Raw genomic sequence first — 23,176 nt, forward strand, 5'->3', positions numbered from 1 at the left:
CGCACAGTGGTGTGCGGCCGGAGGCTGCCGTCCGGGCCTACGGTACCCGGCTCGCTTTGTATGACCTGGCCAAGCCCGGAACCCGATACAGGACCGGTATCGCAACGTGCAGCGATGTGAAGGCGACGTGAGCGGCGTCACTTTCTGGGGTGGGCGAAGGTCACTTCTTGGACTTGATGACCGCCTCCATGACGTTCTTCGCGATCGGCGCGGCCAGGCCGCCACCGGAGATGTCGTCACGGTTGGCCTGGTCGTCCTCGATGACCACGGCCACGGCGACCGGCGAGCTGCCGTCGGGCAGCTTGGCGTAGGAGATGAACCACGCGTAGGGGTTGGCGCTGTTCGCCACACCGTGCTGCGCGGTACCGGTCTTGCCGCCGACGGTGACGCCCGGGATCTGGGCGTTCGTGCCGGTGCCCTTCTGGACCACCGTCTGCATCATGTCCTGCAGGATCTGGGCGTTGGCCGGCGACAGCGGTTGGCTCATCTCCTCCGGCTGGGTCTTCTCCACCGGGTCGAGGTTCGAGGACTGCAGCGAGTCGACCATGTACGGCTTCATCAGCTTGCCGTCGTCGGCGACCGCCGAGGCGACCATGGCCATCTGCAGCGGGGTCGCGGCGGTGTTGAACTGGCCGATGGAGGACAGCGCGGTCTGCGACTGGTTCATGTTGTCGGAGAACACCGACGCGTTGGAGCGGACCGGGGTGAACTGCTCGGAGTCGAAGCCGAACTTCTTCGCCTCGGCCAGCATCTTGTCGTTGCCGAGGTCGGCGCCGACCTTGCCGAAGACGCTGTTGCAGGACAGCCGCAGCGCCTCACGCAAGGACACGTTCTTGCACTGGATGTTGCCCTCGTTCTTCAGCGGCGTCGTCGTGCCCGGCATGATCCAGGGCAGCGGCGAGTTCGTGTGCTCGTCGGCCGACTTGTACAGCCCGTTCTCCAGCGCGGCCGCCGCCGTGACCACCTTGAAGGTGGAGCCGGGCGGGTACGTCTCGCGCAGCGCCCGGTTCAGCATCGGCTCGGCCTTGCTGTTCTTCAGGGTGTTCCAGGCCTTGGCGTCCTTGTCGGAGTACCCGGAGAAGGACGAGGGGTCGTACGACGGGTACGAGGCCAGTGCGAGGATCTTGCCGGTGGACGGCTCCAGGGCGACGACCGCGCCCTTGCCGCCCCGCTGCGACAGCCCGTCGTACGCCGCCTTCTGCGCGGCCGCGTTCAGCGTGGTGACGACGTTGCCGCCCTGCTGCGGCTTGCCCGTGATCATGTCGAGGGTCTTGCGGAAGAAGAGCCGGTCGTCGTTGCCGGTGAGGATGCCGTCGTCGAGCTTCTCCAGCTGGCTGCCGTCGAAGGCCTGCGAGGAGTAGCCGGTCACCGGGGCCCACATGGGCCCGTTCTTGTAGGTGCGCTTGTACTTGAAGTCGCCGCTCTTGGACTCGGCGGAACCGGTTATCGGGTTGCCGTCGACGATGATGTCGCCGCGCGGGTGGGCGTAGCGCTCGATGGCGACCCGGCGGTTGTCCTTCTCGCTCGCCAGCTGGTCGGCCTTGACGTACTGGAGGTAGTTGTCGCGGATCAGGAGGGCCAGGACGAGCAGGCCGCAGAAGATCGCGATCCGGCGCAGGGGCTTGTTCATGACGGGCGGACCACCTGGGTCATCTCGGCGTCGGGGTTCGAGGCGGGAGTGGGCGCCGGGCGGCGGGCGGTGTCGCTGATGCGGATGAGGATGCCGATGAGCGCCCAGTTGGCCAGCACGGAGGAACCGCCGGATGCCAGGAACGGCATGGTCATACCGGTCAGCGGGATGAGGCCCATCACACCGCCGGCGACGACGAACACCTGCAGGGCGAAGGCGCCGGACAGGCCCACGGCGAGCAGCTTGCCGAACGGGTCGCGGGCGGCGAGCGCGGTGCGCACGCCGCGCTCCACGATCAGGCCGTAGATCAGCAGGATCGCCATGATGCCGGCGAGGCCCAGCTCCTCGCCGAAGGTCGCGAGGACGAAGTCGGAGTTCGCGGCGAACTTGATCAGGTCGGAGTGGCCCTGGCCCCAGCCGGTGCCGAGGGTTCCGCCGGAGCCGAACGCCCACAGGGACTGCTGCAGCTGGTCGGAGTGGAGGATGCCGTCGTGGGTGACCTGGCGGCTGAGCTGGTACTCGCGCATCGGGTTGAGCCAGGCCTGCACACGCGTCTGGATGTGCGGCTCGAAGCTGGCCACGCCGACGGCGCCGACCGCGGACATCAGCAGACCGAACACGATCCAGCTGGTCCGCTCGGTGGCGACGTACAGCATGATGACGAACATTCCGAAGAACAGCAGCGAGGTGCCGAGGTCGGTCTCGAAGACCAGGATGAGGATCGAGATCGCCCAGACGACCAGGATCGGGCCGAGGTCGCGGCCACGCGGCAGGTACAGGCCCATGAAGCGGCGGCTGGCGAGGGCCAGGGCGTCGCGCTTCACCATCAGGTACCCGGCGAAGAAGATGGCGAGGATGATCTTCGCGAACTCACCGGGCTGGAGGGAGCCCAGACCGGGGATCCTGATCCAGATCTTGGCGCCGTAGATGTTGGCACCGAGGCCCGGCACCAGCGGCAGGATCAGCAGGACCAGGGCGGAGAACATCGAGATGTAGGTGTAGCGCTGCAGGACCCGGTGGTCCTTCAGGAAGATCAGCACCGCCGCGAACACGGCCATGGCCAGCGCCGTGTACAGCAGCTGGCGGGGTGCGGCCGGAGAGAAGCCGCGCAGCGACTGCAGCAGCTTCGACTGGTCCAGCCGCCAGATCACGACGAGTCCGAGCCCGTTGAGCAGGGTGGCCAGCGGCAGCAGCAGCGGGTCGGCGTACGGGGCGAACTTCCGTACGGCGAGATGGGCCACGCCGGCCAGCAGACCGAGGCCGAGGCCGTACTCCAGCAGTCCCGCGGGCACCTGGTTTTCGATGGCCAGGCCCACGTTGGCGTAGGCGAACACCGGGATGGCCACGGCGAAGACCAGCAGGGCCAGCTCGGTGTTGCGGCGGCTCGGTGCGCCGATCGCGCCGATCGTGGACGTGTGGTGCGTCGGCGAGTTAGTCGTACTGCTCATCGTGTGATGGGGCCTCTCGCGGCTCGGCTACTGCTTGCCGCACTGATCGACGACCTTCTGCTCATCCTCGGAGAGGCTCGGGCCGGGATTCGGGGTGGGCGACGTGGACGGGGACTTCGAGGGCGGCGTGGGCTTCTTCGACGCCGTCGCGTTCGGCGTCGGTGATGCCTTGGACGTGAAGGCGGTACGGGTGGTTCCCGTGGTGCCCCCGGCCTCGCCCTGGCCCGTCCTGGTGTTCCGCTCGGACTCGGCAGCCTGGCGCTCCGCCTGCTTCCGGCACGCGGAGGCCTGCACGGACAGTGCCTCGATCTTCGCCTGCGCCTGCTGCAGACCACCCTCCGCGATCGTGTTCTTGACCTGCTTCTGCTGGTAGGGCGGCAGGTACTTGAGTTCGATCTCGGGGTGGTCCTTCTCCACCTTCGACAACGACACCCAGGCCAGGTCCTGGCTGATCCCGCGGTAGAGCGCCACGTGCTCGTCCTTGGCGCCGACGTAGTACTGCGTCTGCGTCCAGCGGTAGCCGCCGTAGAGGCCGCCCCCGATCACGGCGAGGGCGAGGGCGCCGTAGAAGGATCTCTTCAGCCACCTGCGGCCGCCGCGCGGCTTGGTGAAGTCGCCGTCGGCGTAGTCGCCGAAGCTGCCCGCCGGGACGTACCCGGTGGTGTCGCCGGAGCCGGGCGGGCCGAACTCGCCGCCGCCGTGCCCGGGCGCCTGCCGGCCCAGGTGGGAGGCGCGGCCGGCCGGGGTCTGCATGATGCCGTTGTCGTGCAGGTGGTGCTGGTTCTCGGCGACGGCGCCGACCACGACCGGCTGGTCGGACAGCTGCCCGGCGAGGGTGTCGCCGGTGTCCAGGTCGAGGACGTCCGCGACGATGACGGTGATGTTGTCGGGGCCGCCGCCGCGCAGCGCGAGCTGGATCAGCTCCTGCACGGTCTCCTGCGGGCCCTGGTAGCTGGCGAGGGTCTCCTCCATCGTCTGGTGGGAGACGACACCGGACAGACCGTCGGAGCAGATCAGATAGCGGTCGCCGGCGCGGACCTCGCGGATCGACAGGTCGGGTTCGACGTGGTCGCCGCTGCCGAGGGCGCGCATCAGCAGGGAGCGCTGCGGGTGGGTGGTGGCCTCTTCCTCGGTGATCCGGCCCTCGTCGACGAGCCGCTGCACCCAGGTGTGGTCCTGGGTGATCTGGGTGAGGACTCCGTCACGCAGCAGGTAGGCGCGGGAGTCGCCGACGTGGACGAGGCCGAGCCGCTGGCCGGTCCACAGCAGCGCGGTGAGGGTCGTCCCCATGCCCTCCAGCTGGGGGTCCTCCTCGACCATGGCGCGCAGCTGGTCGTTGGCGCGCTGCACGGCCACGCCGAGGGAGGTGAGGATGTCGGAGCCGGGCACGTCGTCGTCGAGCGTGACCAGGGTGGAGATGACTTCGGAGGAGGCGACCTCGCCGGCCGCCTGGCCACCCATGCCGTCGGCGATCGCGAGCAGACGGGGACCGGCGTAACCGGAGTCCTCGTTGCCCTCTCGGATCATGCCCTTGTGCGATCCGGCGGCAAAGCGCAGTGACAGACTCATGCGCACCTCGCCCGTCGGCTCCGAATGCAGCCGGTCGTGTCGAGCCACACTGCCCACCCTCCGGTCGGGAGCGCGCCGGCGGCCGGGTGGCGGCCTGCCGCTGCGTGCTCGCTCCGCTCGCTCATTGTCGTACTACTTCCGCAGCTCGATGACGGTCTTGCCGATGCGGATCGGCGCGCCCAGCGGGATCGGCGTGGGAGTCGTCAGCCGGGACCGGTCCAAGTAGGTGCCGTTGGTGGAGCCCAGGTCCTCGACGATCCACTGACCGTCGCGGTCCGGGTAGATCCTGGCATGCCGGCTGGAGGCGTAGTCGTCGTCCAGCACGATCGTCGAGTCGTGCGCCCGGCCCAGGGTGACGGTCTGGCCCTGGAGCGCGACCGTGGTGCCGGTGAGTGTGCCTTCGGTCACGACCAGCTTGGTGGGGGCATTGCGCCCGCGGCGGCCGCCGGCCTGCTGGCTCCGCTGCTGCGGGGGCGCGGCCTGCTGCCGGGCAGCCTGCTGCCGGCCGGGCTGCTGGGCACGCCCGGCCTCCCTACGCGATCCGCGCTGGGTGACGCGCGTACCGAACAGGTCGCTCCGGATGACCTGCACGGCCACGATCACGAACAGCCACAGTACGGCCAGGAAACCCAGCCGCATGACCGTGAGGGTCAGCTCTGACATTGCCCCCGCTTCACCCTTCGGCTTGCCGGTAAATGATGGTGGTGCTGCCCACGACGATCCGCGAGCCGTCGCGGAGCGTAGCGCGGGTGGTGTGCTGCCCGTCCACCACGATGCCGTTGGTGGAGCCGAGATCCTGGATCGTCGAGGGCGTTCCGGTCCGGATCTCGCAGTGTCGGCGCGAGACGCCGGGGTCGTCGATCCGCACGTCGGCGTCGGTGCTGCGGCCCAGCACGAGCGTCGGGCGGGAGATCTGGTGGCGGGTGCCGTTGATCTCGATCCAGTGGCGGGTGCGTCCGCCGCTCATCGGCGCGGCCGAGGGCCGCTGCGTGGCGGGCTGGGGATAGCCGTAGCCGCCGGGGCGCGCGCCGGGCGGCGGCGCGGACGGCATCGGGGGTGCGCCTGCGGGCGTGGCGGGCGGGTAGCCGTAGCCGCCGGGTGCGCCCTGTCCGGGGCGGCCGGCCGCCGGGCCGGCCGGCGCCTGCGGGGCGCCCTGCTGGCTGCTGGAGGAGGCGAGGGTGCGCGAGCGCACCCGGTACAGGCCGGTGTCCAGGTCGTCGGCCTTCTCCAGGTTGACCTTGATCGGGCCCATGAAGGTGTAGCGCTGCTGCTTGGCGTAGTCGCGCACCATGGCGGCCAGCTCGTCACCCAGCTGCCCGGAGTAGGGGCTGAGGCGCTCGAAGTCCGGCGCGCTCAGCTCCACGATGAAGTCGTTGGGTACGACGGTCCGGTCGCGGTTCCAGATCGTGGCGTTGTTGTCACACTCGCGCTGGAGCGCGCCGGCGATCTCCACGGGCTGGACCTCGGACTTGAAGACCTTGGCGAAGGTGCCGTTCACCAGACCTTCGAGACGCTGCTCGAACTTCTTCAGGACTCCCATGGGGCACCTCCTCCGTCCCTGCCGTTGTCTTGCCCTGTTGTGTGCGCTGCCTTGCCGGTACTGCTGGTACTGCTCACTGATCGTATCTACGCGCCCGGCAATCAGCCGGTTCCCCCAGCGACTCCCCTTCGAACTCCCGGTGCGCACTGCTGTTGCCTTGGATCGTAGAGGGGGTCGAAGACCAGTGTCCCGCACCCGGCTGTGGACCCGGTCCGCCTCCTGGACAGATGCCCGGGACCGGTACGAGGTTGATACGTGAAGCACGTCTCCTCGATACGTGCGGGACCGATGCGCGGGTAGGAGAGCGCGCCCGCGGGAGCCGGCGGGGCGCCGCGGGGGCCGGAAGGGAGGGCCGGTGCGGGCCGGTGCGGGCGGGTCGGGGCCGCTGGGAAGGGATGTGAACCCACCCCGTACGGCGTGCTAATGTTCTGGATGTCGGAAGGGGCCAGCCCGAAAGGGCCGGAACCGGAAGACACACCCAATGCGCGGGTGGCGGAATAGGCAGACGCGCTGGATTCAGGTTCCAGTGCCCGCAAGGGCGTGGGGGTTCAACTCCCCCCTCGCGCACAGAGAAACCGAGAAACGGGTCTTTGTCGGTGACGGAAGTCACCGACAAAGACCCGTTTCTCGTTGTGTCCGGGTTTGTGAGGGATCGCACAGCCTGGAGGCCAACGTACGTTGGCCTGCACGTGAGCTATCTCACGGACGTGCCAAGGGGTTTGCTGCGGGTGATGCCGTGTTGTTACTGGGGGTGTGGGCTTTTGAGGACCTCCACCCCGGGAGCCAGGGTCTGCCGGCCCGCAGGGCACGCCGGCTCCGGTTCGATTCGACGTAGCTGATCACGGCGACACCCGCGCCGAGCACGATCAGCGGGACGCCGATGGTACGGCGGCCCAGGAGATCCCGGGGAGGGGCGGCAGGAGCTGAGTGACGGCCGGGTCCCGCCGCCACCAGTGCCAGTGCGGTGCGGCTGCACGCCAGGAACGTGCGTTCGCAGGCGTAGGTGAACCGCGGGTCGGGATCGGTGCGCTCGTCGGAGACGGCTCGGGCCAGGAGCCGCGCACCTGTACATGACGGTCTCCCGGTATGAGGAAGTTCTCGTCCGGTCGCCCGTTGTCCGGCTACCGGCGGCCGGCTGCGCGGCGCCCGTTGTCCGGCTACCGGCGGCCGGCTGCGCGGCGCCCGTTGTCCGGCTACCGGCGGCCGGCTGTACGGCGCACCTTGTCCGCAGGGAGTCGTCCGTCGGTCGTCCATGGTTGTCCGCAGGGGGTCGTCCGGGGTCGTCCATGGTTGTCCACAGGGGGTCGTCCGGGGTCGTCCACGGTTGTCCACAGGGGGTCGTCCGGGGTCGTCCACGGTTGTCCACAGGGTCTGACGCGTTCCCGGCGCCGGTTGTACGGTCTGCACGAGTTGATGTTCGGGTCGGACTTCGTGCCGACGGATGTTCGGGGGAGGCGGTCGAGATGACCGGAACCGGTGTGGAAGTCACGGACGCGGCCGGGGGGTCCGACGGGCCCGGCGGGTCCGGCGGGTCCGACGGATCGGCCCGGCCCGACGCGGGGACACGCCGGCTGCCGTGGGTGCGCGGGTTCGCCCAGTGGCCCGGGCAGGGCTCGCCCAAGCAGGAGGGCAAGGCCCTGCGGACGAGCGTGCCGCGCAGCGCGCACCGCACGCTCGACCTGGACGCCGCCCGACCCGACGCGGTGAGCGCGGTCACGGAGTCCAACGCCGGCCGCATTCCGGAGCTGACCCCGATCCGCGTCGGACGGATGGCGGCGACCCCCTTCGCCTTCCTGCGCGGCTCGGCCGGACTGATGGCGTACGACCTGGCCCGTACTCCCATGACCAGGATCGGCACCCAGATATGCGGTGACGCGCACGCGGCCAACTTCGGTCTGTACGGCGACGCCCGCGGCGGCCTCGTCATCGACCTCAACGACTTCGACGAGACCGTGCACGGCCCCTGGGAGTGGGATCTGAAGCGGCTGGCCGCCTCGCTGGTGCTCGCGGGCCGGGAGGCCGGTGCCGACGAGGACACCTGCCGCGCGGCCGCGCAGGACGCGGTCGGCGCCTACCGCCGCACCATGCGCCTGCTGGCCAAGCTGCCGGTGCTGGATGCGTGGAACGCCATCGCGGACGAGGAACTGGTCTCCCACACCGACGCCCACGACCTGCTCGGCACCCTGCAGCGGGTCTCCGAGAAGGCCCGCGCCAACACCAGCGGCCGCTTCGCGGCCAGGTCGACCGAGACGGTGGCGGACGGCGGACGGCGGTTCGTGGACGCCTCGCCGGTCCTGCGCCGGATATCCGATGCCGAGGCCCACGCGGTCGCCGCGTCCCTGGAGTCCTACGTCCACACCCTCAGCGAGGACCGGCACCCCCTGCTCGCCCGGCACGCCGTGCACGACGTGGCCTTCCGCGTGGTCGGCACGGGCAGCGTCGGCACCCGGTCCTACGTCGTGCTCCTCCTCGACCACCGTGAACAGCCGCTGGTGCTGCAGGTGAAGGAGGCCCGCCCCTCCGCCCTGGTCCCGCACCTGGCCGCCGCCGGGTTCGAGGCGCCGCCCGTGGAGCACGAGGGCCGCCGGGTGGTCCTCGGCCAGAAGCGGATGCAGGTCGTCAGCGACATCCTGCTGGGCTGGACGACCGTCGACGGCCGCCCCTTCCAGGTGCGCCAGTTCCGCAACCGCAAGGGCAGTGTCGACCCCGCCGCCCTCGCCGCCGACCAGATCGACGACTACGGCCGCATGACCGGCGCCCTGCTGGCCCGCGCCCACTCCCACAGCGCCGATCCGCGGCTGATCGCCGGGTACTGCGGCAAGAACGAGGAGCTGGACGAGGCGATAGCCGCCTTCGCCGTCACCTACGCCGACCGCACCGAGGCGGACCACGCCGAGCTGCTCACGGGGATCCGCGCGGGACGCATCGCGGCCGAACCGGGAGTGTGAGGCGGGGCCGGGCACCGAGCCACGGTCCTGCGGTGAGACACCGCACCCCCGGCCCCGGCCGAGGGCACCGCTACGCTGGGCGAGTGGTGAGTACTCCGGAAGCCGAACAGGCACCGCGGCCCGAGGAACGGCTCGAGCAGGCCGTGCGGGCCGCCGAGCAGGCGTTGATCGAGTACGAGATCGCCGTGGAGACGTTCCGCGTCGAGGTCGAGAACTTCTCCCGGCTGCACGAGCAGCGGCTCGGCCCGCTCTACGTTCGCATCGAGGAGCTGGACGCCGAGATCGCCGAGGCGAAGGCGGCCCGCACCGGCGATCCGGAGGACGTCCGCCGCGCCGAGGAGGCCCGTGCCCGGGTCCTGCCGATCCCCGGCGTGGAGGAACTGCTGCACGGCTGGATGGACGGTCACGGCCTGTACCCGGAGGCCGCCGCCATGCTCACCGACCAGGCGGTACGGCCACCGGAGCGGGTGCGGCCCAGCGAGGAGGCCCGCAAGCTCTACCGCGAGCTGGCCCGCAAGGCCCACCCCGACCTCGCGCAGGAGGAAGAGGAGCGGACGCGGCGTGAGGAGTTCCTCACCCGTGTCAACGCCGCCTACGCCCGCGGCGACGCGGCCCTGCTGAAGGAGCTGGCCGAGGAGTGGGCGGCCGGCCCGGTACCGCCCGAGCGGCGCCCGAGCCCCGCCGAGGAGCTGTACGACCGTCTCGAGTGGCTCGCCCAGCGCAAGGAGCTGCTCTCTCTCGTCGCCCGCGAACTGGAGGACGGAGCGATCGCCGGCATGCTCCGGCTCGCCCCGGACGATCCGGACGGGCTGCTCGAGGAGATCGCCGGCAGGCTGCGCTCCGACATCGCCCAGCGGGAGGCGGAGCTGGCGGCCCTGCTGGGAGAGGGCTGAGCCGCGGCTCGTCCGGATGGCTCGGCGCCGTCGGGTAGCGTCGGGGACATGAGTTTCGGAGCTGGTGTGCCCACGGTCGAGGTCACGGACCTCAAGGACGGCGACTTCCTGCTGGACGTCCGCGAGGACGACGAGTGGCAGGCGGGCCATGCCCAGGGAGCGCTGCACATCCCCATCAGCGAGTTCGTGGCCCGGTACGGCGAGCTGACCGAGGCCGCCCCGCAGGACGGCCGCGTCCACGTCATCTGCCGCTCCGGCGGCCGCTCGGCCCAGGTCACCATGTATCTGGTCCAGCAGGGCATCGACGCGGTGAACGTCGACGGCGGCATGCAGGTCTGGCAGGCCGCCGGCCGCCCGGTGATCACGGACGAGGGCCGGCCCGGCCACGTCCTGTAGCCCACCTCGCCGTCCGCGCCCGCAGCTCGCCCGGGCTGCCGGGACCGTACTCCCGGCCCGGCGCCGGGAGTCAGCCCAGCGGGTGCGCGGCCAGCAGGTCCCCGAGTCTCTCCTCGTGGGCCGCCGCCGGGCCGAGCGCCAGCTCCAGGTGTTTGGCCCAGGCGTGATACCGGTGCAGCGGGTAGTCGGTGTCGGCCCCGAATCCGCCGTGCAGATGCTGCGCCGTCTGCACCACCCGGCGCACGCCCTCCGCCGCCCAGATCTTCGCCACCGCGACGTCCCCGGCCGCGGGCAGCGCCCCCGGCGCGCCGGAGGCGATCCGCCAGGCGGCCTGCCACAGCGTGGCCTCCATGGCACGCAGATCGATGTACCGGTCCGCGGCCTGCACGGCCACCGCCTGGAAGGTCGCGATCGGGTACCCGAACTGCTCCCGCTTGCCGGCGTACTCGGCGGTCATGGCCAGCACCCGTTCACCCAGCCCGAGCGCCAGCGCACAGGTGCCGGTGGTGAGCAGCGCGTGCAGCCACTCCCAGGCGCCCTCGGCCTCGATGACATCGCCCGCGTCGAGCCGCACGGACACGAGCCGCAGTTCGGCCAGCCTCTCCCCACTGGTGGACACCTGCTCGGCGAGGGTCACCCCCTCGAGCTCGCGTGGTACCAGCGCGAGCACGGTCCGCTCGGCAGCGGTGCCCTCCAGGTGCGCCGGTACGACGACGAGGTCCGCGTCGTACGCCCACGGCACCGCCGTCTGCACCCCGTCCAGCACCCAGGCCGTGCCGTCCCGGCGTGCGCCGACGGCCAGTTCGGCCGGGTCGTGGCCGGTACGGCCGTGCGCCGCGACCGTGAGCACCAGCTCACCCCGGCCGGCCCGGGCCAGCATCGCCGCCGGTTGCGCGCCGCCGTAGGCCTGCATGGCCGCTGCGGCCGCGCAGTGCTCCAGCAGCGGTACCCGGGCGAGGACCTTGGCGGACTCGCGCAGCACCAGGAACAGAGCGATCGCGTCCAGACCGGAGCCGCCGTGCGCCTCGTCGAGGAGCAGACTCAGCAGGTCCGCCCCGGCCAGCCGGGTCCACAGCTCCCGGTCCAGGCCCTCGGCCACGGCACCGGTGGTGAGCGCCGGGCTGGGCACCGCGTCCGGTACCACGCCGGCGAACACCCCGCGCGCCGCCTCGGCCGCCGCCCGCTGCTCCTCGGTGAAGGTGAAGTCCACGGCCTGTCCCTCCGACGGTGCGGTCACCTGACGGTCCGTCAAGATAGAACAGGTTCTATGAGAAGGGAACGGCGAGGTGCCGACTTGGGCGACGCACCCCGGGGCGGCTCTCGGCCGCTGCGGGCACCGCGGGGCGGGCGGCTGCGGCCGGTGCCGTCGCCGTACCGCGTGGCGAGGACCACGGCCGTCCTCCGTACCCGGGGCTGCGCCCGGTGGCCGGGGCTGAGTACCGTTCCGTGCGGACGCCGCTGAGTGGCGTGCGTGAAGAGTGGGGCGCTCGTGTCGGGCGCCGCATCACCGAGCTTGACCATTGAGCCGAACGACTGAGCCGAACGATCGAGCCGAAACGGGGGACGGGGCCGAATGGACGCGTACGACGAGGACCCGGGGGCCGGACCCGGCCCCGGCGGGCCGGCCGGGGCGCGTCTCCCCGATGCTCCGCCGGCCGACCTCGGCTCCCGGGCCGGCACCGACGCGGGGGAGGCTGAGCCCGCGGAGTCGAGCGGGGACGCCGGGGATGCCGGTGGCGCGGGCGGCGAGCAGCCGGTCCTGCTGGCGCAGCGACCGCGCCAGGAGCAGGCCGACCCGACGTCCGGGCCCGGTCACGGGACGCCTGCGGAACAGACGGCCCGGACGGCCCCCTCGGCGCAGACCGCCGGGCCGGACGAGCCCGCCCCCGTGCCGTCCGCCACCCCCCGGAGGGGCGTGGCCGCTCTCTCCCCCCGCTACCAGATCGCGGCGGCGCTGGCCCTCGCGGTGGTCGGTGTGGCCGTCGGTGTGCACCTGCTGATGGTGTTCCTCAGCCTCGCCCCCGCCAACACCGTGACCAAGCAGCACGGCAAGGCGGTCGAGGAGTGGGTGTACCCGGAGTTCGAGCAGAACTGGAAGCTGTTCGCGCCGAACCCGCTGCAGCAGAACATCGCCGTCCAGGTGCGCGCCGTGGTGCGGGTGAAGGACGGCGGACTGCGCACCACCGGCTGGACCGACCTCTCCGCCCAGGACGGTGCCGCCATCGACGGGAACCCGGTGCCGAGTCACACCCAGCAGAACGAGCTGCGCCGCGCCTGGGACTTCTTCGTCGCCACGCACAGCACCGACAACCGCCCGGTGGGTATGCGCGGCGCCCTCTCCGAGCAGTACCTGCGCCGGATCGTGGTGATGCGCCTGTACCGGACCTATCCGGCCGGCCGGGACGGTGTCGTCCAGCGCGTGCAGATCCGTTCCAGCACCACCAATGTGCAGCCACCCGAGTGGAGCCGTGAGCGCGTGTCCGACAAGCCTGTCTTCCGCGTGCTGCCATGGTGGACCGTGACGGCTGACGAGGCTGCGGGAGGTGTCCGGTGAACCGGCTCTCCCTCACCTTCTCGCGCGCTATCGCCCGCGTCACCGATTCGGCGCTCGGGCCCTACCAGAGCGCCGTCGTCCGCATCGGGTTCGCCGGGACCTGGCTGCTGTTCCTGCTGCGCGAGTTCCCGCACCGCCAGGAGCTCTACGGCCCGGCCGGACCCTGGGGCTGGAAGCTCGCCAAGGAGCTGACCGCCGACAACCACGCCTTCTCGGCCCTGCTGTGGTCGGACGGGCAGCTGTGGTTCGAGTGCTGCTACGCGCTGGCCGTCCTCGCCGGCGCGGCGCTGCTGGTCGGCTGGCGCACGAGGACGGCGTCCCTGCTGTTCATGGTGGGCGTGCTGTCGCTGCAGAACCGCAGTGTCTTCGTGGGTGACGGCGGCGACAACGTCCTGCACCTGATGTCCTTCTATCTGGTGTTCACGCGCTGCGGGCAGGTGTGGTCCCTGGACGCCCGGCGGGCGGCGCAGGCGCAGGCGGCACGCGCGCGTGGGGAGCGGGTTCCCGCCGACCGGGTGGGGCCCGCCCTGTGGGCGGTGTCCGGCCTGGCACTGCTCATAGCGACGTTCACCGGCCGGTTCGACAACGGCCGGCTGATCCCCGTGCTGCTGTGGACGGCCTGGGTGGTGCTCGGGCTGTGGTGGGCCGTCGGCCGCCGGGCGAAGTCCCCGGAGCCGAAGATCCTGCTGGACGTCGTCGCCAACGTCCTGCACAACGGCGCCCTGTTCGTGATCATGGCGGAGGCCTGCCTGATCTACGCGACCGCCGGCTGGTACAAGATCCAGGGCTCGCGCTGGCAGGACGGCACTGCCGTCTACTACCCGCTTCACCTGGACTACTTCTCGCCCTGGCCCGGACTCGCCGACCTGATGTCCTCCAGTGGAACGATCATGATGGCCGTCGCCTACGGGACGGTCATGGTGCAGGTCGCCTTCCCGTTCAGCGTGTTCAACCGGCGGGTCAAGAACATCCTGCTGGTGCTGATGATGATCGAGCACTCGGTCATCGCGGTCGTGCTCGGCCTGCCGTTCTTCTCACTGGCGATGATCAGCGCGGACGCCGTCTTCCTGCCGACGTCGTTCCTGCGCCGGGTGGGCGGGCTGGTGGCACGCGCGCGTGGCCGGCTCGTCCGGCGCGAGAGCCGTACGGTGCCGGAACCGGGCTCCCCGGCGCCGGCTGCGGTGGAGTCGCAGGAGAGCCCGCAGGGCCGCGTAGGGTTCACGGCATGAGCGACCCGCTGACCCGCTGGCGCCGGTGCGCCGGTGCCGCCGTGCTGCTCGACGGCTTCCACGCCGTCAAGCACGCGCTGCGCTTCGGGGCCGAGGTCCCGGTGGCGGTCACCACCGACAAGCGGGCCGCGCTCGCCCTCGCCGAGGAACTGGCCGGGGACGTGCGGGACGTCCTGGACGCGCTGCTCACCCAGGTGCCCGCCGAGACGTACGCCTCCCTCGTCCCGCGGCCCCACCCGACCGGCGTGGCGGCGCTCGCCGTACGGCCGTCGCGCGAGGCCAACCTGCGCACGCTCGCCCGCACGCCCCGCACCGCGCCCGTCGTGGTCCTGGACGATCCCCGCAACCTGGGCAACGCCGGCGCCGTGATCCGGCTGGCCGCCGGTTTCGGGGCGGCCGGAGTGGTCACCACGGGCACGCTCGACCCCTGGCACCCCACGGTGGTGCGCGGCGGCGCCGGACTGCACTTCGCGACCGCCGTGGAACGCCTCGGCGTGGACGAACTGCCCCCAGGCCCCCTGTTCGCGCTCGACCCCGAGGGCGAGGACATCCGGGGCACCAAGCTGCCCGACTACGCGGTGCTGGCGTTCGGCTCGGAGCGCAGCGGTCTGTCGGCCGAGCTGCGCGCGCGTGCCGACCAGCTGCTGGCGCTGCCGATGCGCCCCCAGGTCTCCAGCTACAACCTCGCCACCAGCGTGGCGATGACGCTGTACCACTGGAGCGCCACCGGGGGCGCACCCGGCGCTTCCTAGGCCTGCCGGCGCACCTCGACCACCCGGAAGCGGTTCGCCACGAAGGCTCCGTCGCACAGCGCGGCGTTCGCCGCCGGGTTGCCGCCCGAGCCGTGGAAGTCGGAGAAGGCTGCGGTCTGGTTCACATAGACCCCGCCGGTCAGGTTGAGCGAGAGCTGGGCCGACTCCTCCAGGCACACCTCCTCGACAGCCTGCTCGACCTCGGCGTCGGTGGTGTAGGCGCCGACCGTCATCGCGCCCTTCTCACGGACCGTGCGGCGCAGCAGCTCCACCGCGTCGGCGGCCGAGTCGACCGCGACGGCGAAGGAGACGGGGCCGAAGCACTCGCTCATGTAGGCGGCCTCGTCGTCCGGCTTGGCGCCGTCCAGTTTGACGATGACCGGGGTGCGCACGACCGCGTCGGGGAACTCCGGGTTGCTGATCTGGCGCGAGGCGAGGGCGACCTCCCCGAGACCGGCGGCTGCCTCCAGACGGGCCTTGACGTCCGGGTTGACGATCGCACCCAGCAGGGCGTTCGCACGGGCGTCGTCGCCGAGGAGGCCGTCGACCGCGCGGGCGAGGTCGGCGGTGACCTCGTCGAAGGTCCTGGGGCCCTCCTCGGTGCGGATGCCGTCCCGGGGGATGAGCAGGTTCTGCGGGGTGGTGCACATCTGGCCGCTGTACAGGGACAGCGAGAACGCCAGGTTGGACAGCATGCCCTTGTAGTTGTCCGTGGAGTGCACGATCACCGTGTTGACGCCGGCCTTCTCGGTGTAGACCTGCGCCTGGCGGGCGCTGGCCTCCAGCCAGTCGCCGAAGGACGTCGACCCGGTGTAGTCGATGATCCGGATCTCGGGCCGGGTGGCGAGGGTCTTGGCGAGGCCCTCGCCGGGGCGCTCGGCGGCCAGCGCGACCAGGTTGGCGTCGAAGCCGGCCTCGGCGAGCACGTCGCGGGCGATCCGCACGGTCAGCGCGAGCGGCAGCACCGCGCGCGGGTGGGGCTTGACCAGGACCGCGTTGCCGGTGGCGAGGGAGGCGAACAGGCCCGGGTAGCCGTTCCAGGTCGGGAAGGTGTTGCAGCCGATGACCAGGGCGAGGCCGCGCGGCACCGCCGTGAACTGCTTGGTCAGGGCCAGCGGGTCGCGCTTGCCCTGGGGCTTGGACCACTCGGCCGTGCCGGGCGTGCGGACCTGCTCCGCGTACGCGTACGCCACCGCCTCCAGGCCGCGGTCCTGGGCGTGCGGGCCGCCCGCCTGGAACGCCATCATGTAGGCCTGTCCGCTGGTGTGCATGACCGCGTGCGCGAACTGGTGCGTACGGTCGCTGATGCGCTTGAGGATCTCCAGGCACACCATCGCCCGGGTCTCGGCGCCCGCGTCCCGCCAGGCACGCTGGCCGGCCTTCATCGCGGGCAGCAGCACGTCGATGTCCGGGTGCGGGTAGGTGACGCCCAGGTCGATGCCGTACGGCGAGACCTCGCCGCCCACCCAGTCGTCGGTGCCGGGCTGGTCGGTGAGGTCGAGCCGGTTGCCCAGCAGGGCGTCGAAGGCGGCCTTGCCCGCCGCCGCGTCCAGGCTGCCGTTCTCACCGTAGGCCTTGGGATGCTCGGGGTGCGGGGACCAGTACGCGCGCGTGCGGATCGCTTCCAGCGCCTGGTCCAGGGTGGGCCGGTGCTTCGCGATCAGCGCCTGGGCGGTCAGTTCGGCGGCCATTCGGGACCAACTCCTCGTCTGGAGGACTCTTCGTCGAGTACGTCGACCTGGCGGAAAGAGCAGCGGGATCGGGCGGTCAGAGCTAGAGTAACCGAACGATCGGTCGGGACAAGGGGGTCCGCCGCATCTGTGGAAAACGTCGTGCGGGAGGATCGCGCACATGACAGCACTCGACCTCAGCAGCCCCGTGGCCGTCGTCGGCACCGGCACCATGGGCCAGGGCATCGCCCAGGTCGCGCTGGTCGCCGGGCACCCCGTGCGGCTGTATGACGCCGCGGCCGGGCGCGCCCGGGACGCGGCGGCGGCGATCGGCGCCCGGCTCGACCGGCTCGTGGAGAAGGGCCGGCTCGGCGCCGCCGACCGGGATACGGCCCGCGCCCGTCTCAAGCCCGTGGAGAGCCTTGCCGAGCTGGCGGACTGCACGCTGGTCGTCGAGGCCGTCCTGGAGCGGCTGGACGTCAAACAGCAGCTGTTCGCGGAGCTGGAGGAGATCGTCGCCGAGGACTGCCTGCTCGCGACCAACACCTCCTCGCTGTCGGTGACGGCCGTCGGCGGTGCCCTGCGCCATCCCGGCCGCCTCGTGGGCCTGCACTTCTTCAATCCGGCACCGCTCATGCCGCTCGTCGAGGTCGTCTCCGGGTTCGCCACCGACGTCACGTCGGCCACGCGGGCGTACGAGACCGCACGCGCCTGGGGCAAGACCCCGGTGGCCTGCGCCGACACCCCGGGTTTCATCGTCAACCGGATCGCCCGGCCGTTCTACGCCGAGGCGTTCGCCGTCTACGAGGCCCAGGCCGCCGACCCGGCCACCATCGACGCGGTCCTGCGCGAGTCCGGCGGTTTCAGGATGGGCGCCTTCGAGCTGACCGACCTGATCGGACAGGACGTCAACGAATCCGTCACCCGTTCGGTGTGGCAGTCCTTCTTCCAGGACGTGCGCTTCACGCCGTCCCTGGCCCAGCGCCGGCTGGTGGAGTCCGGCCGCCTCGGCCGCAAGACCGGCCACGGCTGGTACGACCACGCCGAAGGCGCCGAGCGGCCCGAGCCGCACACCGCCGACAAGGAGCAGCCGCCCGCGTACGTCGTCGCCGAGGGCGGCCTGGGCCCGGCGGCCGAGCTGCTCACCCTGATCCGCGAGGCGGGCATCCAGGTGCGCGAGGAGGACGAGGACAACGGCACCCGGCTGGTGCTGCCCGGCGGCGGTCAGCTGGTCCTCGCCGACGGCCAGACCGCCGCGGAGTTCCGCGACGTCGTCCACTTCGACCTCGCCCTCGACTACCGCACCGCCACCCGCATCGCCCTGTCCGCCTCCCAGGAGACCTCGCCGCAGGCGCTCGCCGAGGCCATCGGCCTCTTCCAGGCCCTCGGCAAGGACGTCAGCGTCATCGGCGACGTCCCCGGCATGATCGTCGCCCGGACGGTGGCCCGGGTCATCGACCTCGCCCACGACGCGGTCGCCAAGGGTGTCGCCACCGAGGAGGACGTCGACACGGCCATGCGTCTCGGCGTGAACTACCCGCTCGGCCCGTTCGAGTGGGACCGCAGGCTGGGCCGCGAGTTCGCCTTCGACGTCCTGGACGAGATGCACGAGCGCGACCCCTCCGGACGCTACGCGCCCTCCCTCGCGCTCTACCGCCGCGCCTACGCCGTCGACGACAAGCGGGAGGGCGACGAATGACCACGGCCAGACGCGACACCTACACGCCCGAGACGCTGCTCTCCGTGGCCGTCCAGGTCTTCAACGAGCGCGGCTACGACGGTACTTCCATGGAGCACCTGTCCAAGGCGGCCGGCATCTCCAAGTCGTCGATCTACCACCATGTCAGCGGCAAGGAGGAGCTGCTTCGCCTGGCCGTCAGCCGCGCCCTGGAGAGCCTGTTCGCGATCCTCGACGAGGAGCACGCGCGCGTGGGGCGCCCGGTCGACCGGCTGGAGCACGTCGTACGGCGCATGGTCGAGGTGCTCATAGGCGAGCTGCCGTACGTGACGCTGCTGCTGCGGGTGCGCGGCAACACCGAGACCGAGCGGTGGGCGCTGGAGAAGCGGCGCGACTTCGACCACCGGGTCGCCGAGCTGCTCAAGGCCGCGGCCGCCGACGGGGACGTACGCGGCGACGTCGAGGTGCGGCTGGCCACCCGGCTGGTCTTCGGAATGATCAACTCGATCGTGGAGTGGTACCGGCCGGACCCGGGGGGCGCCGGCTCCCGCGAGGTGGCCGACGCGGTGGTCCGGCTGGTGTTCGCGGGCCTGCGCGCGGGCTGACCCCGGGCCCCGCCCGCCCTCAGGTCTCCGGCTCCAGGTCCTCCTCCTCGAACACCAGCAGGGTGCGGGTGCTGAGCACCTCGGGGATCGCCTGGAGCCGGGTGAGCACCAGCTCGCGCAGCGCCCGGTTGTCGGGCGTGTGCACCAGCAGCAGCACGTCGAAGTCGCCGCCCACGAGAGCGATGTGGGAGGCGCCGGGCAGTTGCCGCAGCTGCTCACGGACCGTGCGCCAGGTGTTCTGGACGATCTTCAAGGTGACGTACGCCGACGTGCCGTGCCCCGCACGCTCATGGTCCACGCGCGCGCTGAACCCGCGGATGACGCCGTCCTCGACGAGCCGGTTGATGCGGGCATAGGCGTTGGCGCGCGAGACGTGGACGCGTTCGGCGACCGACCGTATCGAGGCGCGGCCGTCCGCCTGGAGGATCTTCAGGATGTCCTGGTCGATGGCGTCCAGCGGGCGGGGCGGCAGCGAGGCGCCGTCCTGCGGTCCGTCGGCCATTTGTTCAGTTGCCATTGCCCCCCGCTCCCTCGACGTGGACGTCCTGCGTTCATTCCAGGCTGTGGAGAACCGTTTGTCCACAGCCTGGAGGGGGCTGTAGCCAAAATGTGCCGACGACCGAACAATCGGTTGGTGAGGCGCTTCACAGCCGACGCGTCTCCCGTAGCCGCTCCCACGAGGAGGTGCCGTCATGACGGTCATGGAGCAGCGGGGCGCGTACCGGCCATCCCCGCCGCCCGCCTGGCAGCCCCGTATGGACCCCGCGCCCCTGCTGCCCGACGCCGAGCCGTACCGCGTCCTCGGCACCGAGGCGGCCGCCAAGGCCGACCCGGACCTGCTGCTCCGGCTCTACGCCCAGCTGGTGCGCGGCCGCCGCTACAACACGCAGGCCACCGCACTCACCAAGCAGGGCCGCCTCGCCGTCTACCCCTCCAGCACCGGTCAGGAGGCCTGCGAGGTCGCCGCCGCCCTGGCCCTCGAAGAGCGCGACTGGCTCTTCCCCAGCTACCGCGACACCCTTGCCGTCGTGGCCCGAGGCGTGGACCCCGTGGAGGCCCTCACCCTGCTGCGCGGCGACTGGCACAGCGGCTACGACCCCTACGCCCATCGCGTCGCCCCCCTCTCCACCCCGCTGGCCACCCAGCTGCCGCACGCCGTGGGCCTCGCGCACGCCGCCCGCCTCAAGGGCGACGACGTGGTGGCGCTCGCCCTGGTGGGTGACGGCGGCACCAGCGAGGGCGACTTCCACGAGGCACTGAACTTCGCCGCCGTCTGGCAGGCGCCGGTCGTCTTCCTCGTCCAGAACAACGGCTTCGCCATCTCCGTCCCGCTCGCCAAGCAGACCGCCGCCCCCTCCCTGGCCCACAAGGCTGTCGGATACGGCATGCCGGGCCGCCTGGTCGACGGCAACGACGCGGCGGCGGTGCACGACGTCCTCAGCGACGCGGTACGGCACGCGCGTGCCGGCGGCGGACCCACCCTGGTGGAGGCGGTGACCTACCGGATCGAGGCCCACACCAACGCCGACGACGCCACCCGCTACCGCGGCGACGCCGAGGTCGAGGCCTGGCGCGCCCACGACCCGATCGAGCTGCTCGACTCCGAGCTGACCGCGCGCGGCCTGCTCGACGAGGCCGGCCGCGAAGCCGTACGGGAGGACGCGGAGGCGATGGCGGCGGATCTGCGGGAACGCATGAACCGGGACCCCGAACTCGACCCCATGGAACTCTTCGACCACGTCTACGCCGAGACCACCGCCCAACTGCGCGAACAGCGCGCCCTGCTCAGGGCCGAGCTGGAAGCCGAGCAGGAGCGGCACGGCGAGCAGGAAGGCGGCGCCCGATGACCACCGTCGCCGTCAAGCCCGCCACCATGGCGCAGGCCCTCACACGCGCGCTGCGCGACGCCATGGCCGCCGACCCGACCGTGCACGTCATGGGTGAGGACGTCGGCACGCTCGGCGGAGTCTTCCGGGTCACCGACGGCCTCGCCAAGGAGTTCGGCGAGGACCGCTGCACCGACACCCCGCTCGCCGAGGCCGGCATCCTCGGCACCGCCGTCGGCATGGCCATGTACGGCCTGCGCCCGGTGGTGGAGATGCAGTTCGACGCCTTCGCCTACCCGGCGCTCGAGCAGCTGATCAGCCATGTCTCCCGGATGCGCAACCGCACCCGCGGGAAGATGCCCCTGCCGATCACCGTCCGCGTCCCCTACGGCGGCGGCATCGGTGGCGTCGAGCACCACAGCGACTCCTCCGAGGCCTACTACATGGCCACGCCGGGACTGCACGTGGTCACGCCCGCGACCGTCGCCGACGCCTACGGCCTGCTGCGCCGGGCCATCGCCTCCGACGACCCGGTCGTCTTCCTGGAGCCCAAGCGGCTGTACTGGTCGAAGGACTCCTGGAACCCCGAGCAGCCCACGGACGTGGAGCCCATCGGCCGCGCGGTCGTCCGCCGCCCCGGCCGCAGCGCCACGCTGATCACCTACGGTCCCTCCCTGCCGGTCTGCCTGGAGGCCGCCGAGGCCGCACAGGCCGAGGGGTGGGACCTGGAAGTGATCGACCTGCGCTCCCTGGTGCCGTTCGACGACGAGACGGTCTGCGCGGCCGTGCGGCGCACCGGACGCGCGGTCGTCGTGCACGAGTCCACCGGGTTCGGCGGGCCGGGCGGCGAGATCGCGGCCCGGATCACCGAGCGCTGCTTCCACCACCTGGAGGCGCCGGTGCTGCGCGTGGCCGGCTTCGACCTCCCCTACCCGCCGCCCATGCTGGAGCGGCACCACCTGCCCGGCGTCGACCGCATCCTGGACGCCGTGGCCCGGCTGCAGTGGGAGGCCGAGGGCTGATGGCACAGGTGCTGGAGTTCAAACTGCCCGACCTCGGCGAGGGACTCACCGAGGCGGAGATCGTCCGCTGGCTGGTCGAGGTCGGTGACGTGGTCGCCGTCGACCAGCCGGTCGTCGAGGTCGAGACGGCCAAGGCGATGGTCGAGGTGCCCTGCCCGTACGGCGGTGTGGTCACCGCCCGCTTCGGCGAGGAGGGCACCGAACTGCCCGTCGGCGCACCGCTGTTGACGGTGGCCGTGGGCGAAGCGGCGCCGGACACCGAGCAGGAGGGTTCCGGCAACGTTCTGGTCGGTTACGGCACCCAGGCCCCTGCGGCCCGGCGGCGCCGGGTACGGGCCGCGATCGCGGCCACCGCCGAGCGGAACGGCGAGGCACGGCAGCCGGAAGCCGCCGGGCCGGCGAAGCCCGCCCGGAACGCACGGCCCCGGCAGGCCGCGCCCGCCGCCCACGCGCGCGTGACGGCACCGGTGCTCGCCGACGGGCCGGTTCCGGTGATCTCCCCGCTCGTCCGCAGGCTCGCCCGGGAGGGCGGCGTGGACCTCAGGCAGCTGTCCGGCTCCGGCCCGGACGGGCTGATCCTGCGCGCGGACGTCGAGGGCGCGCTGCGGGCCCGGGCCACCCGGGCACCCGCGGTGCAGGAGCCGGTCCGCGTCGCCACGCCCGCGCAGGAGGGAGTCCGCATCCCCCTGAAGGGCGTGCGCGGTGCCGTCGCCGACAAGCTCTCCCGCAGCCGCCGGGAGATCCCGGACGCCACCTGCTGGGTCGACGCCGACGCGACCGAACTCATGCGCGCGCGTACCGCCATGAACGCGTCCGGAGGGCCGAAGATCTCCGTCCTCGCGCTGCTCGCCCGCATCTGCACGGCCGCACTCGCCCGGTTCCCCGAGCTGAACTCCTACGTCGACACCGAGGCCCGCGAGGTCGTCCAGCTCGACCACGTCCATCTCGGATTCGCCGCGCAGACCGAACGCGGCCTGGTCGTGCCGGTCGTCCGGGACGCCCATGCGCGCGACGCCGAGTCGCTGACCGCCGAGTTCGCCCGGCTCACCGAGGCCGCCCGCGGCGGGACGCTCACGCCCGGTGAACTGACCGGCGGGACGTTCACGTTGAACAACTACGGGGTCTTCGGTGTCGACGGCTCCACGCCGATCGTCAACCACCCCGAGGCCGCCATGCTCGGCGTCGGCCGGATCGTCCCCAAGCCCTGGGTGCACCAGGGCGAGCTGGCGGTCCGTCAGGTCGTCCAGCTGTCGCTCACCTTCGACCACCGGGTGTGCGACGGCGGCACGGCGGGCGGCTTCCTGCGGTACGTGGCGGACTGCGTGGAACAGCCGGCGGTGCTCCTGCGCACGCTGTGACGCACGGGACCCGAGGGAAGGCCCCGCGGAAGACACGAGCGGGGCCGCTCGGGACATA

General features: G+C 71.8%; 20 protein-coding genes and 1 tRNA gene. 12 read left to right on the top strand and 9 right to left on the bottom strand.

The window, feature by feature from the left end:
* Nucleotides 1-160: 160 nt before the first annotated feature.
* The 5 genes from ABZ919_RS10425 to ABZ919_RS10445 all read right to left on the bottom strand — a co-directional run bounded on the left by ABZ919_RS10425 (nt 161) and on the right by ABZ919_RS10445 (nt 6,187).
* The gene (locus ABZ919_RS10425; protein ID WP_361245152.1) at nt 161-1,630 is read right to left on the bottom strand and encodes a penicillin-binding protein 2; all 1,470 of its coding nucleotides are present in this window, start codon (nt 1,628-1,630) and stop codon (nt 161-163) included.
* Entirely contained in the window at nt 1,627-3,078 is a 1,452-nt protein-coding gene (locus ABZ919_RS10430; protein ID WP_361245155.1) for an FtsW/RodA/SpoVE family cell cycle protein, read from the bottom strand. Before ABZ919_RS10430 ends, ABZ919_RS10425 begins: the two co-directional genes overlap by 4 nt.
* Nucleotides 3,079-3,105: 27 nt before the next feature.
* Entirely contained in the window at nt 3,106-4,647 is a 1,542-nt protein-coding gene (locus tag ABZ919_RS10435) for a Stp1/IreP family PP2C-type Ser/Thr phosphatase (RefSeq protein WP_361245158.1), read from the bottom strand.
* Nucleotides 4,648-4,779: 132 nt separating this feature from the next.
* Nucleotides 4,780-5,310, bottom strand: a complete 531-nt coding sequence (locus tag ABZ919_RS10440) for an FHA domain-containing protein (protein ID WP_361245162.1) — start codon at nt 5,308-5,310, stop codon at nt 4,780-4,782.
* A 10-nt stretch (nt 5,311-5,320) separates the two neighbouring features.
* The gene (locus tag ABZ919_RS10445) at nt 5,321-6,187 is read right to left on the bottom strand and encodes a DUF3662 and FHA domain-containing protein (protein WP_361245165.1); all 867 of its coding nucleotides are present in this window, start codon (nt 6,185-6,187) and stop codon (nt 5,321-5,323) included.
* Between the two features lie 483 nt (nt 6,188-6,670).
* On the opposite strand from ABZ919_RS10445, the gene ABZ919_RS10450 reads away from it, so the two are divergent.
* Nucleotides 6,671-6,754 (top strand) — tRNA-Leu (locus ABZ919_RS10450).
* A 132-nt stretch (nt 6,755-6,886) separates the two neighbouring features.
* On the opposite strand, the gene ABZ919_RS10455 is transcribed toward ABZ919_RS10450, so the two are convergent.
* Nucleotides 6,887-7,441 (bottom strand): DUF202 domain-containing protein, encoded by a 555-nt coding sequence (locus ABZ919_RS10455; protein ID WP_361245168.1) that lies wholly within the window; start codon nt 7,439-7,441, stop codon nt 6,887-6,889.
* 209 nt (nt 7,442-7,650) lie between these two features.
* On the opposite strand from ABZ919_RS10455, the gene ABZ919_RS10460 reads away from it, so the two are divergent.
* The 3 genes from ABZ919_RS10460 to ABZ919_RS10470 all read left to right on the top strand — a co-directional run bounded on the left by ABZ919_RS10460 (nt 7,651) and on the right by ABZ919_RS10470 (nt 10,424).
* Nucleotides 7,651-9,135, top strand: a complete 1,485-nt coding sequence (locus ABZ919_RS10460; RefSeq protein WP_361245171.1) for a DUF2252 domain-containing protein — start codon at nt 7,651-7,653, stop codon at nt 9,133-9,135.
* A gap of 86 nt (nt 9,136-9,221) precedes the next feature.
* The gene (locus ABZ919_RS10465; RefSeq protein WP_361245174.1) at nt 9,222-10,028 is read left to right on the top strand and encodes a hypothetical protein; all 807 of its coding nucleotides are present in this window, start codon (nt 9,222-9,224) and stop codon (nt 10,026-10,028) included.
* A gap of 66 nt (nt 10,029-10,094) precedes the next feature.
* Nucleotides 10,095-10,424, top strand: coding sequence for a rhodanese-like domain-containing protein (locus ABZ919_RS10470; protein ID WP_361245753.1), 330 nt, complete (start codon nt 10,095-10,097; stop codon nt 10,422-10,424).
* Between the two features lie 70 nt (nt 10,425-10,494).
* Here ABZ919_RS10470 and ABZ919_RS10475 read toward each other — a convergent pair whose 3' ends face one another.
* Nucleotides 10,495-11,634, bottom strand: coding sequence for an acyl-CoA dehydrogenase family protein (locus ABZ919_RS10475; RefSeq protein ID WP_361245756.1), 1,140 nt, complete (start codon nt 11,632-11,634; stop codon nt 10,495-10,497).
* 363 nt (nt 11,635-11,997) lie between these two features.
* Here ABZ919_RS10475 and ABZ919_RS10480 point away from each other — a divergent pair, with 363 nt between their 5' ends.
* The 3 genes from ABZ919_RS10480 to ABZ919_RS10490 are packed head-to-tail and all read left to right on the top strand — an operon-like array spanning nt 11,998 to nt 14,959.
* Nucleotides 11,998-12,978: a DUF5819 family protein gene (locus tag ABZ919_RS10480; RefSeq protein ID WP_361245177.1), complete on the top strand. Its 981-nt coding sequence runs from the start codon at nt 11,998-12,000 to the stop codon at nt 12,976-12,978.
* Nucleotides 12,975-14,207: an HTTM domain-containing protein gene (locus tag ABZ919_RS10485; protein WP_361245180.1), complete on the top strand. Its 1,233-nt coding sequence runs from the start codon at nt 12,975-12,977 to the stop codon at nt 14,205-14,207. Before ABZ919_RS10480 ends, ABZ919_RS10485 begins: the two co-directional genes overlap by 4 nt.
* Nucleotides 14,204-14,959, top strand: a complete 756-nt coding sequence (locus tag ABZ919_RS10490; RefSeq protein ID WP_361245182.1) for a TrmH family RNA methyltransferase — start codon at nt 14,204-14,206, stop codon at nt 14,957-14,959. The genes ABZ919_RS10485 and ABZ919_RS10490 overlap by 4 nt, the downstream gene beginning before the upstream one ends.
* Here the strand turns inward: ABZ919_RS10490 and paaN are convergent.
* Nucleotides 14,956-16,650 carry a phenylacetic acid degradation protein PaaN gene (gene paaN / locus ABZ919_RS10495; RefSeq protein WP_361245185.1) on the bottom strand — a complete coding sequence of 565 codons (1,695 nt, stop codon included), beginning with the start codon at nt 16,648-16,650 and terminating at the stop codon, nt 14,956-14,958. The two genes, ABZ919_RS10490 and paaN, sit on opposite strands and share 4 nt — an antisense overlap.
* Nucleotides 16,651-16,810: 160 nt before the next feature.
* Here paaN and ABZ919_RS10500 point away from each other — a divergent pair, with 160 nt between their 5' ends.
* Nucleotides 16,811-18,328 carry a 3-hydroxyacyl-CoA dehydrogenase gene (locus ABZ919_RS10500; protein WP_361245188.1) on the top strand — a complete coding sequence of 506 codons (1,518 nt, stop codon included), beginning with the start codon at nt 16,811-16,813 and terminating at the stop codon, nt 18,326-18,328.
* On the top strand, nt 18,325-18,912 hold the full coding sequence (locus tag ABZ919_RS10505; RefSeq protein ID WP_361245191.1) for a TetR/AcrR family transcriptional regulator: 588 nt from the start codon (nt 18,325-18,327) through the stop codon (nt 18,910-18,912). The genes ABZ919_RS10500 and ABZ919_RS10505 overlap by 4 nt, the downstream gene beginning before the upstream one ends.
* A gap of 19 nt (nt 18,913-18,931) precedes the next feature.
* Here the strand turns inward: ABZ919_RS10505 and ABZ919_RS10510 are convergent, their stop codons facing one another.
* The gene (locus tag ABZ919_RS10510; protein WP_361245759.1) at nt 18,932-19,414 is read right to left on the bottom strand and encodes an Lrp/AsnC family transcriptional regulator; all 483 of its coding nucleotides are present in this window, start codon (nt 19,412-19,414) and stop codon (nt 18,932-18,934) included.
* Nucleotides 19,415-19,604: 190 nt separating this feature from the next.
* On the opposite strand from ABZ919_RS10510, the gene pdhA reads away from it, so the two are divergent.
* From pdhA to ABZ919_RS10525, 3 genes are read left to right on the top strand one after another with little or no spacing between them, the layout of a single operon-like run.
* Nucleotides 19,605-20,759 carry a pyruvate dehydrogenase (acetyl-transferring) E1 component subunit alpha gene (pdhA, locus tag ABZ919_RS10515; protein ID WP_361245193.1) on the top strand — a complete coding sequence of 385 codons (1,155 nt, stop codon included), beginning with the start codon at nt 19,605-19,607 and terminating at the stop codon, nt 20,757-20,759.
* The gene (locus tag ABZ919_RS10520) at nt 20,756-21,760 is read left to right on the top strand and encodes an alpha-ketoacid dehydrogenase subunit beta (RefSeq protein WP_361245196.1); all 1,005 of its coding nucleotides are present in this window, start codon (nt 20,756-20,758) and stop codon (nt 21,758-21,760) included. Before pdhA ends, ABZ919_RS10520 begins: the two co-directional genes overlap by 4 nt.
* Nucleotides 21,760-23,118, top strand: a complete 1,359-nt coding sequence (locus ABZ919_RS10525; RefSeq protein WP_361245199.1) for a dihydrolipoamide acetyltransferase family protein — start codon at nt 21,760-21,762, stop codon at nt 23,116-23,118. Before ABZ919_RS10520 ends, ABZ919_RS10525 begins: the two co-directional genes overlap by 1 nt.
* The last annotated feature ends 58 nt before the right edge of the window (nt 23,119-23,176 follow it).

This window comes from Streptomyces sp. NPDC046759 (assembly GCF_040645475.1).
Taxonomy (GTDB): domain Bacteria; phylum Actinomycetota; class Actinomycetes; order Streptomycetales; family Streptomycetaceae; genus Streptomyces.

Coding starts and splice junctions, on each gene's coding strand:
- ABZ919_RS10425 (WP_361245152.1), bottom strand. CDS start 1,630: ATGAACAAGCCCCTGCGCCGGATCGCGATCTTCTGCGGCCTGCTCGTC.
- ABZ919_RS10430 (WP_361245155.1), bottom strand. CDS start 3,078: ATGAGCAGTACGACTAACTCGCCGACGCACCACACGTCCACGATCGGC.
- ABZ919_RS10435 (WP_361245158.1), bottom strand. CDS start 4,647: ATGAGTCTGTCACTGCGCTTTGCCGCCGGATCGCACAAGGGCATGATC.
- ABZ919_RS10440 (WP_361245162.1), bottom strand. CDS start 5,310: ATGTCAGAGCTGACCCTCACGGTCATGCGGCTGGGTTTCCTGGCCGTA.
- ABZ919_RS10445 (WP_361245165.1), bottom strand. CDS start 6,187: ATGGGAGTCCTGAAGAAGTTCGAGCAGCGTCTCGAAGGTCTGGTGAAC.
- ABZ919_RS10455 (WP_361245168.1), bottom strand. CDS start 7,441: ATGGACGACCGACGGACGACTCCCTGCGGACAAGGTGCGCCGTACAGC.
- ABZ919_RS10460 (WP_361245171.1), top strand. CDS start 7,651: ATGACCGGAACCGGTGTGGAAGTCACGGACGCGGCCGGGGGGTCCGAC.
- ABZ919_RS10480 (WP_361245177.1), top strand. CDS start 11,998: ATGGACGCGTACGACGAGGACCCGGGGGCCGGACCCGGCCCCGGCGGG.
- ABZ919_RS10490 (WP_361245182.1), top strand. CDS start 14,204: ATGAGCGACCCGCTGACCCGCTGGCGCCGGTGCGCCGGTGCCGCCGTG.
- paaN (WP_361245185.1), bottom strand. CDS start 16,650: ATGGCCGCCGAACTGACCGCCCAGGCGCTGATCGCGAAGCACCGGCCC.
- ABZ919_RS10500 (WP_361245188.1), top strand. CDS start 16,811: ATGACAGCACTCGACCTCAGCAGCCCCGTGGCCGTCGTCGGCACCGGC.
- ABZ919_RS10505 (WP_361245191.1), top strand. CDS start 18,325: ATGACCACGGCCAGACGCGACACCTACACGCCCGAGACGCTGCTCTCC.
- ABZ919_RS10510 (WP_361245759.1), bottom strand. CDS start 19,414: ATGGCCGACGGACCGCAGGACGGCGCCTCGCTGCCGCCCCGCCCGCTG.
- pdhA (WP_361245193.1), top strand. CDS start 19,605: ATGACGGTCATGGAGCAGCGGGGCGCGTACCGGCCATCCCCGCCGCCC.
- ABZ919_RS10520 (WP_361245196.1), top strand. CDS start 20,756: ATGACCACCGTCGCCGTCAAGCCCGCCACCATGGCGCAGGCCCTCACA.
- ABZ919_RS10525 (WP_361245199.1), top strand. CDS start 21,760: ATGGCACAGGTGCTGGAGTTCAAACTGCCCGACCTCGGCGAGGGACTC.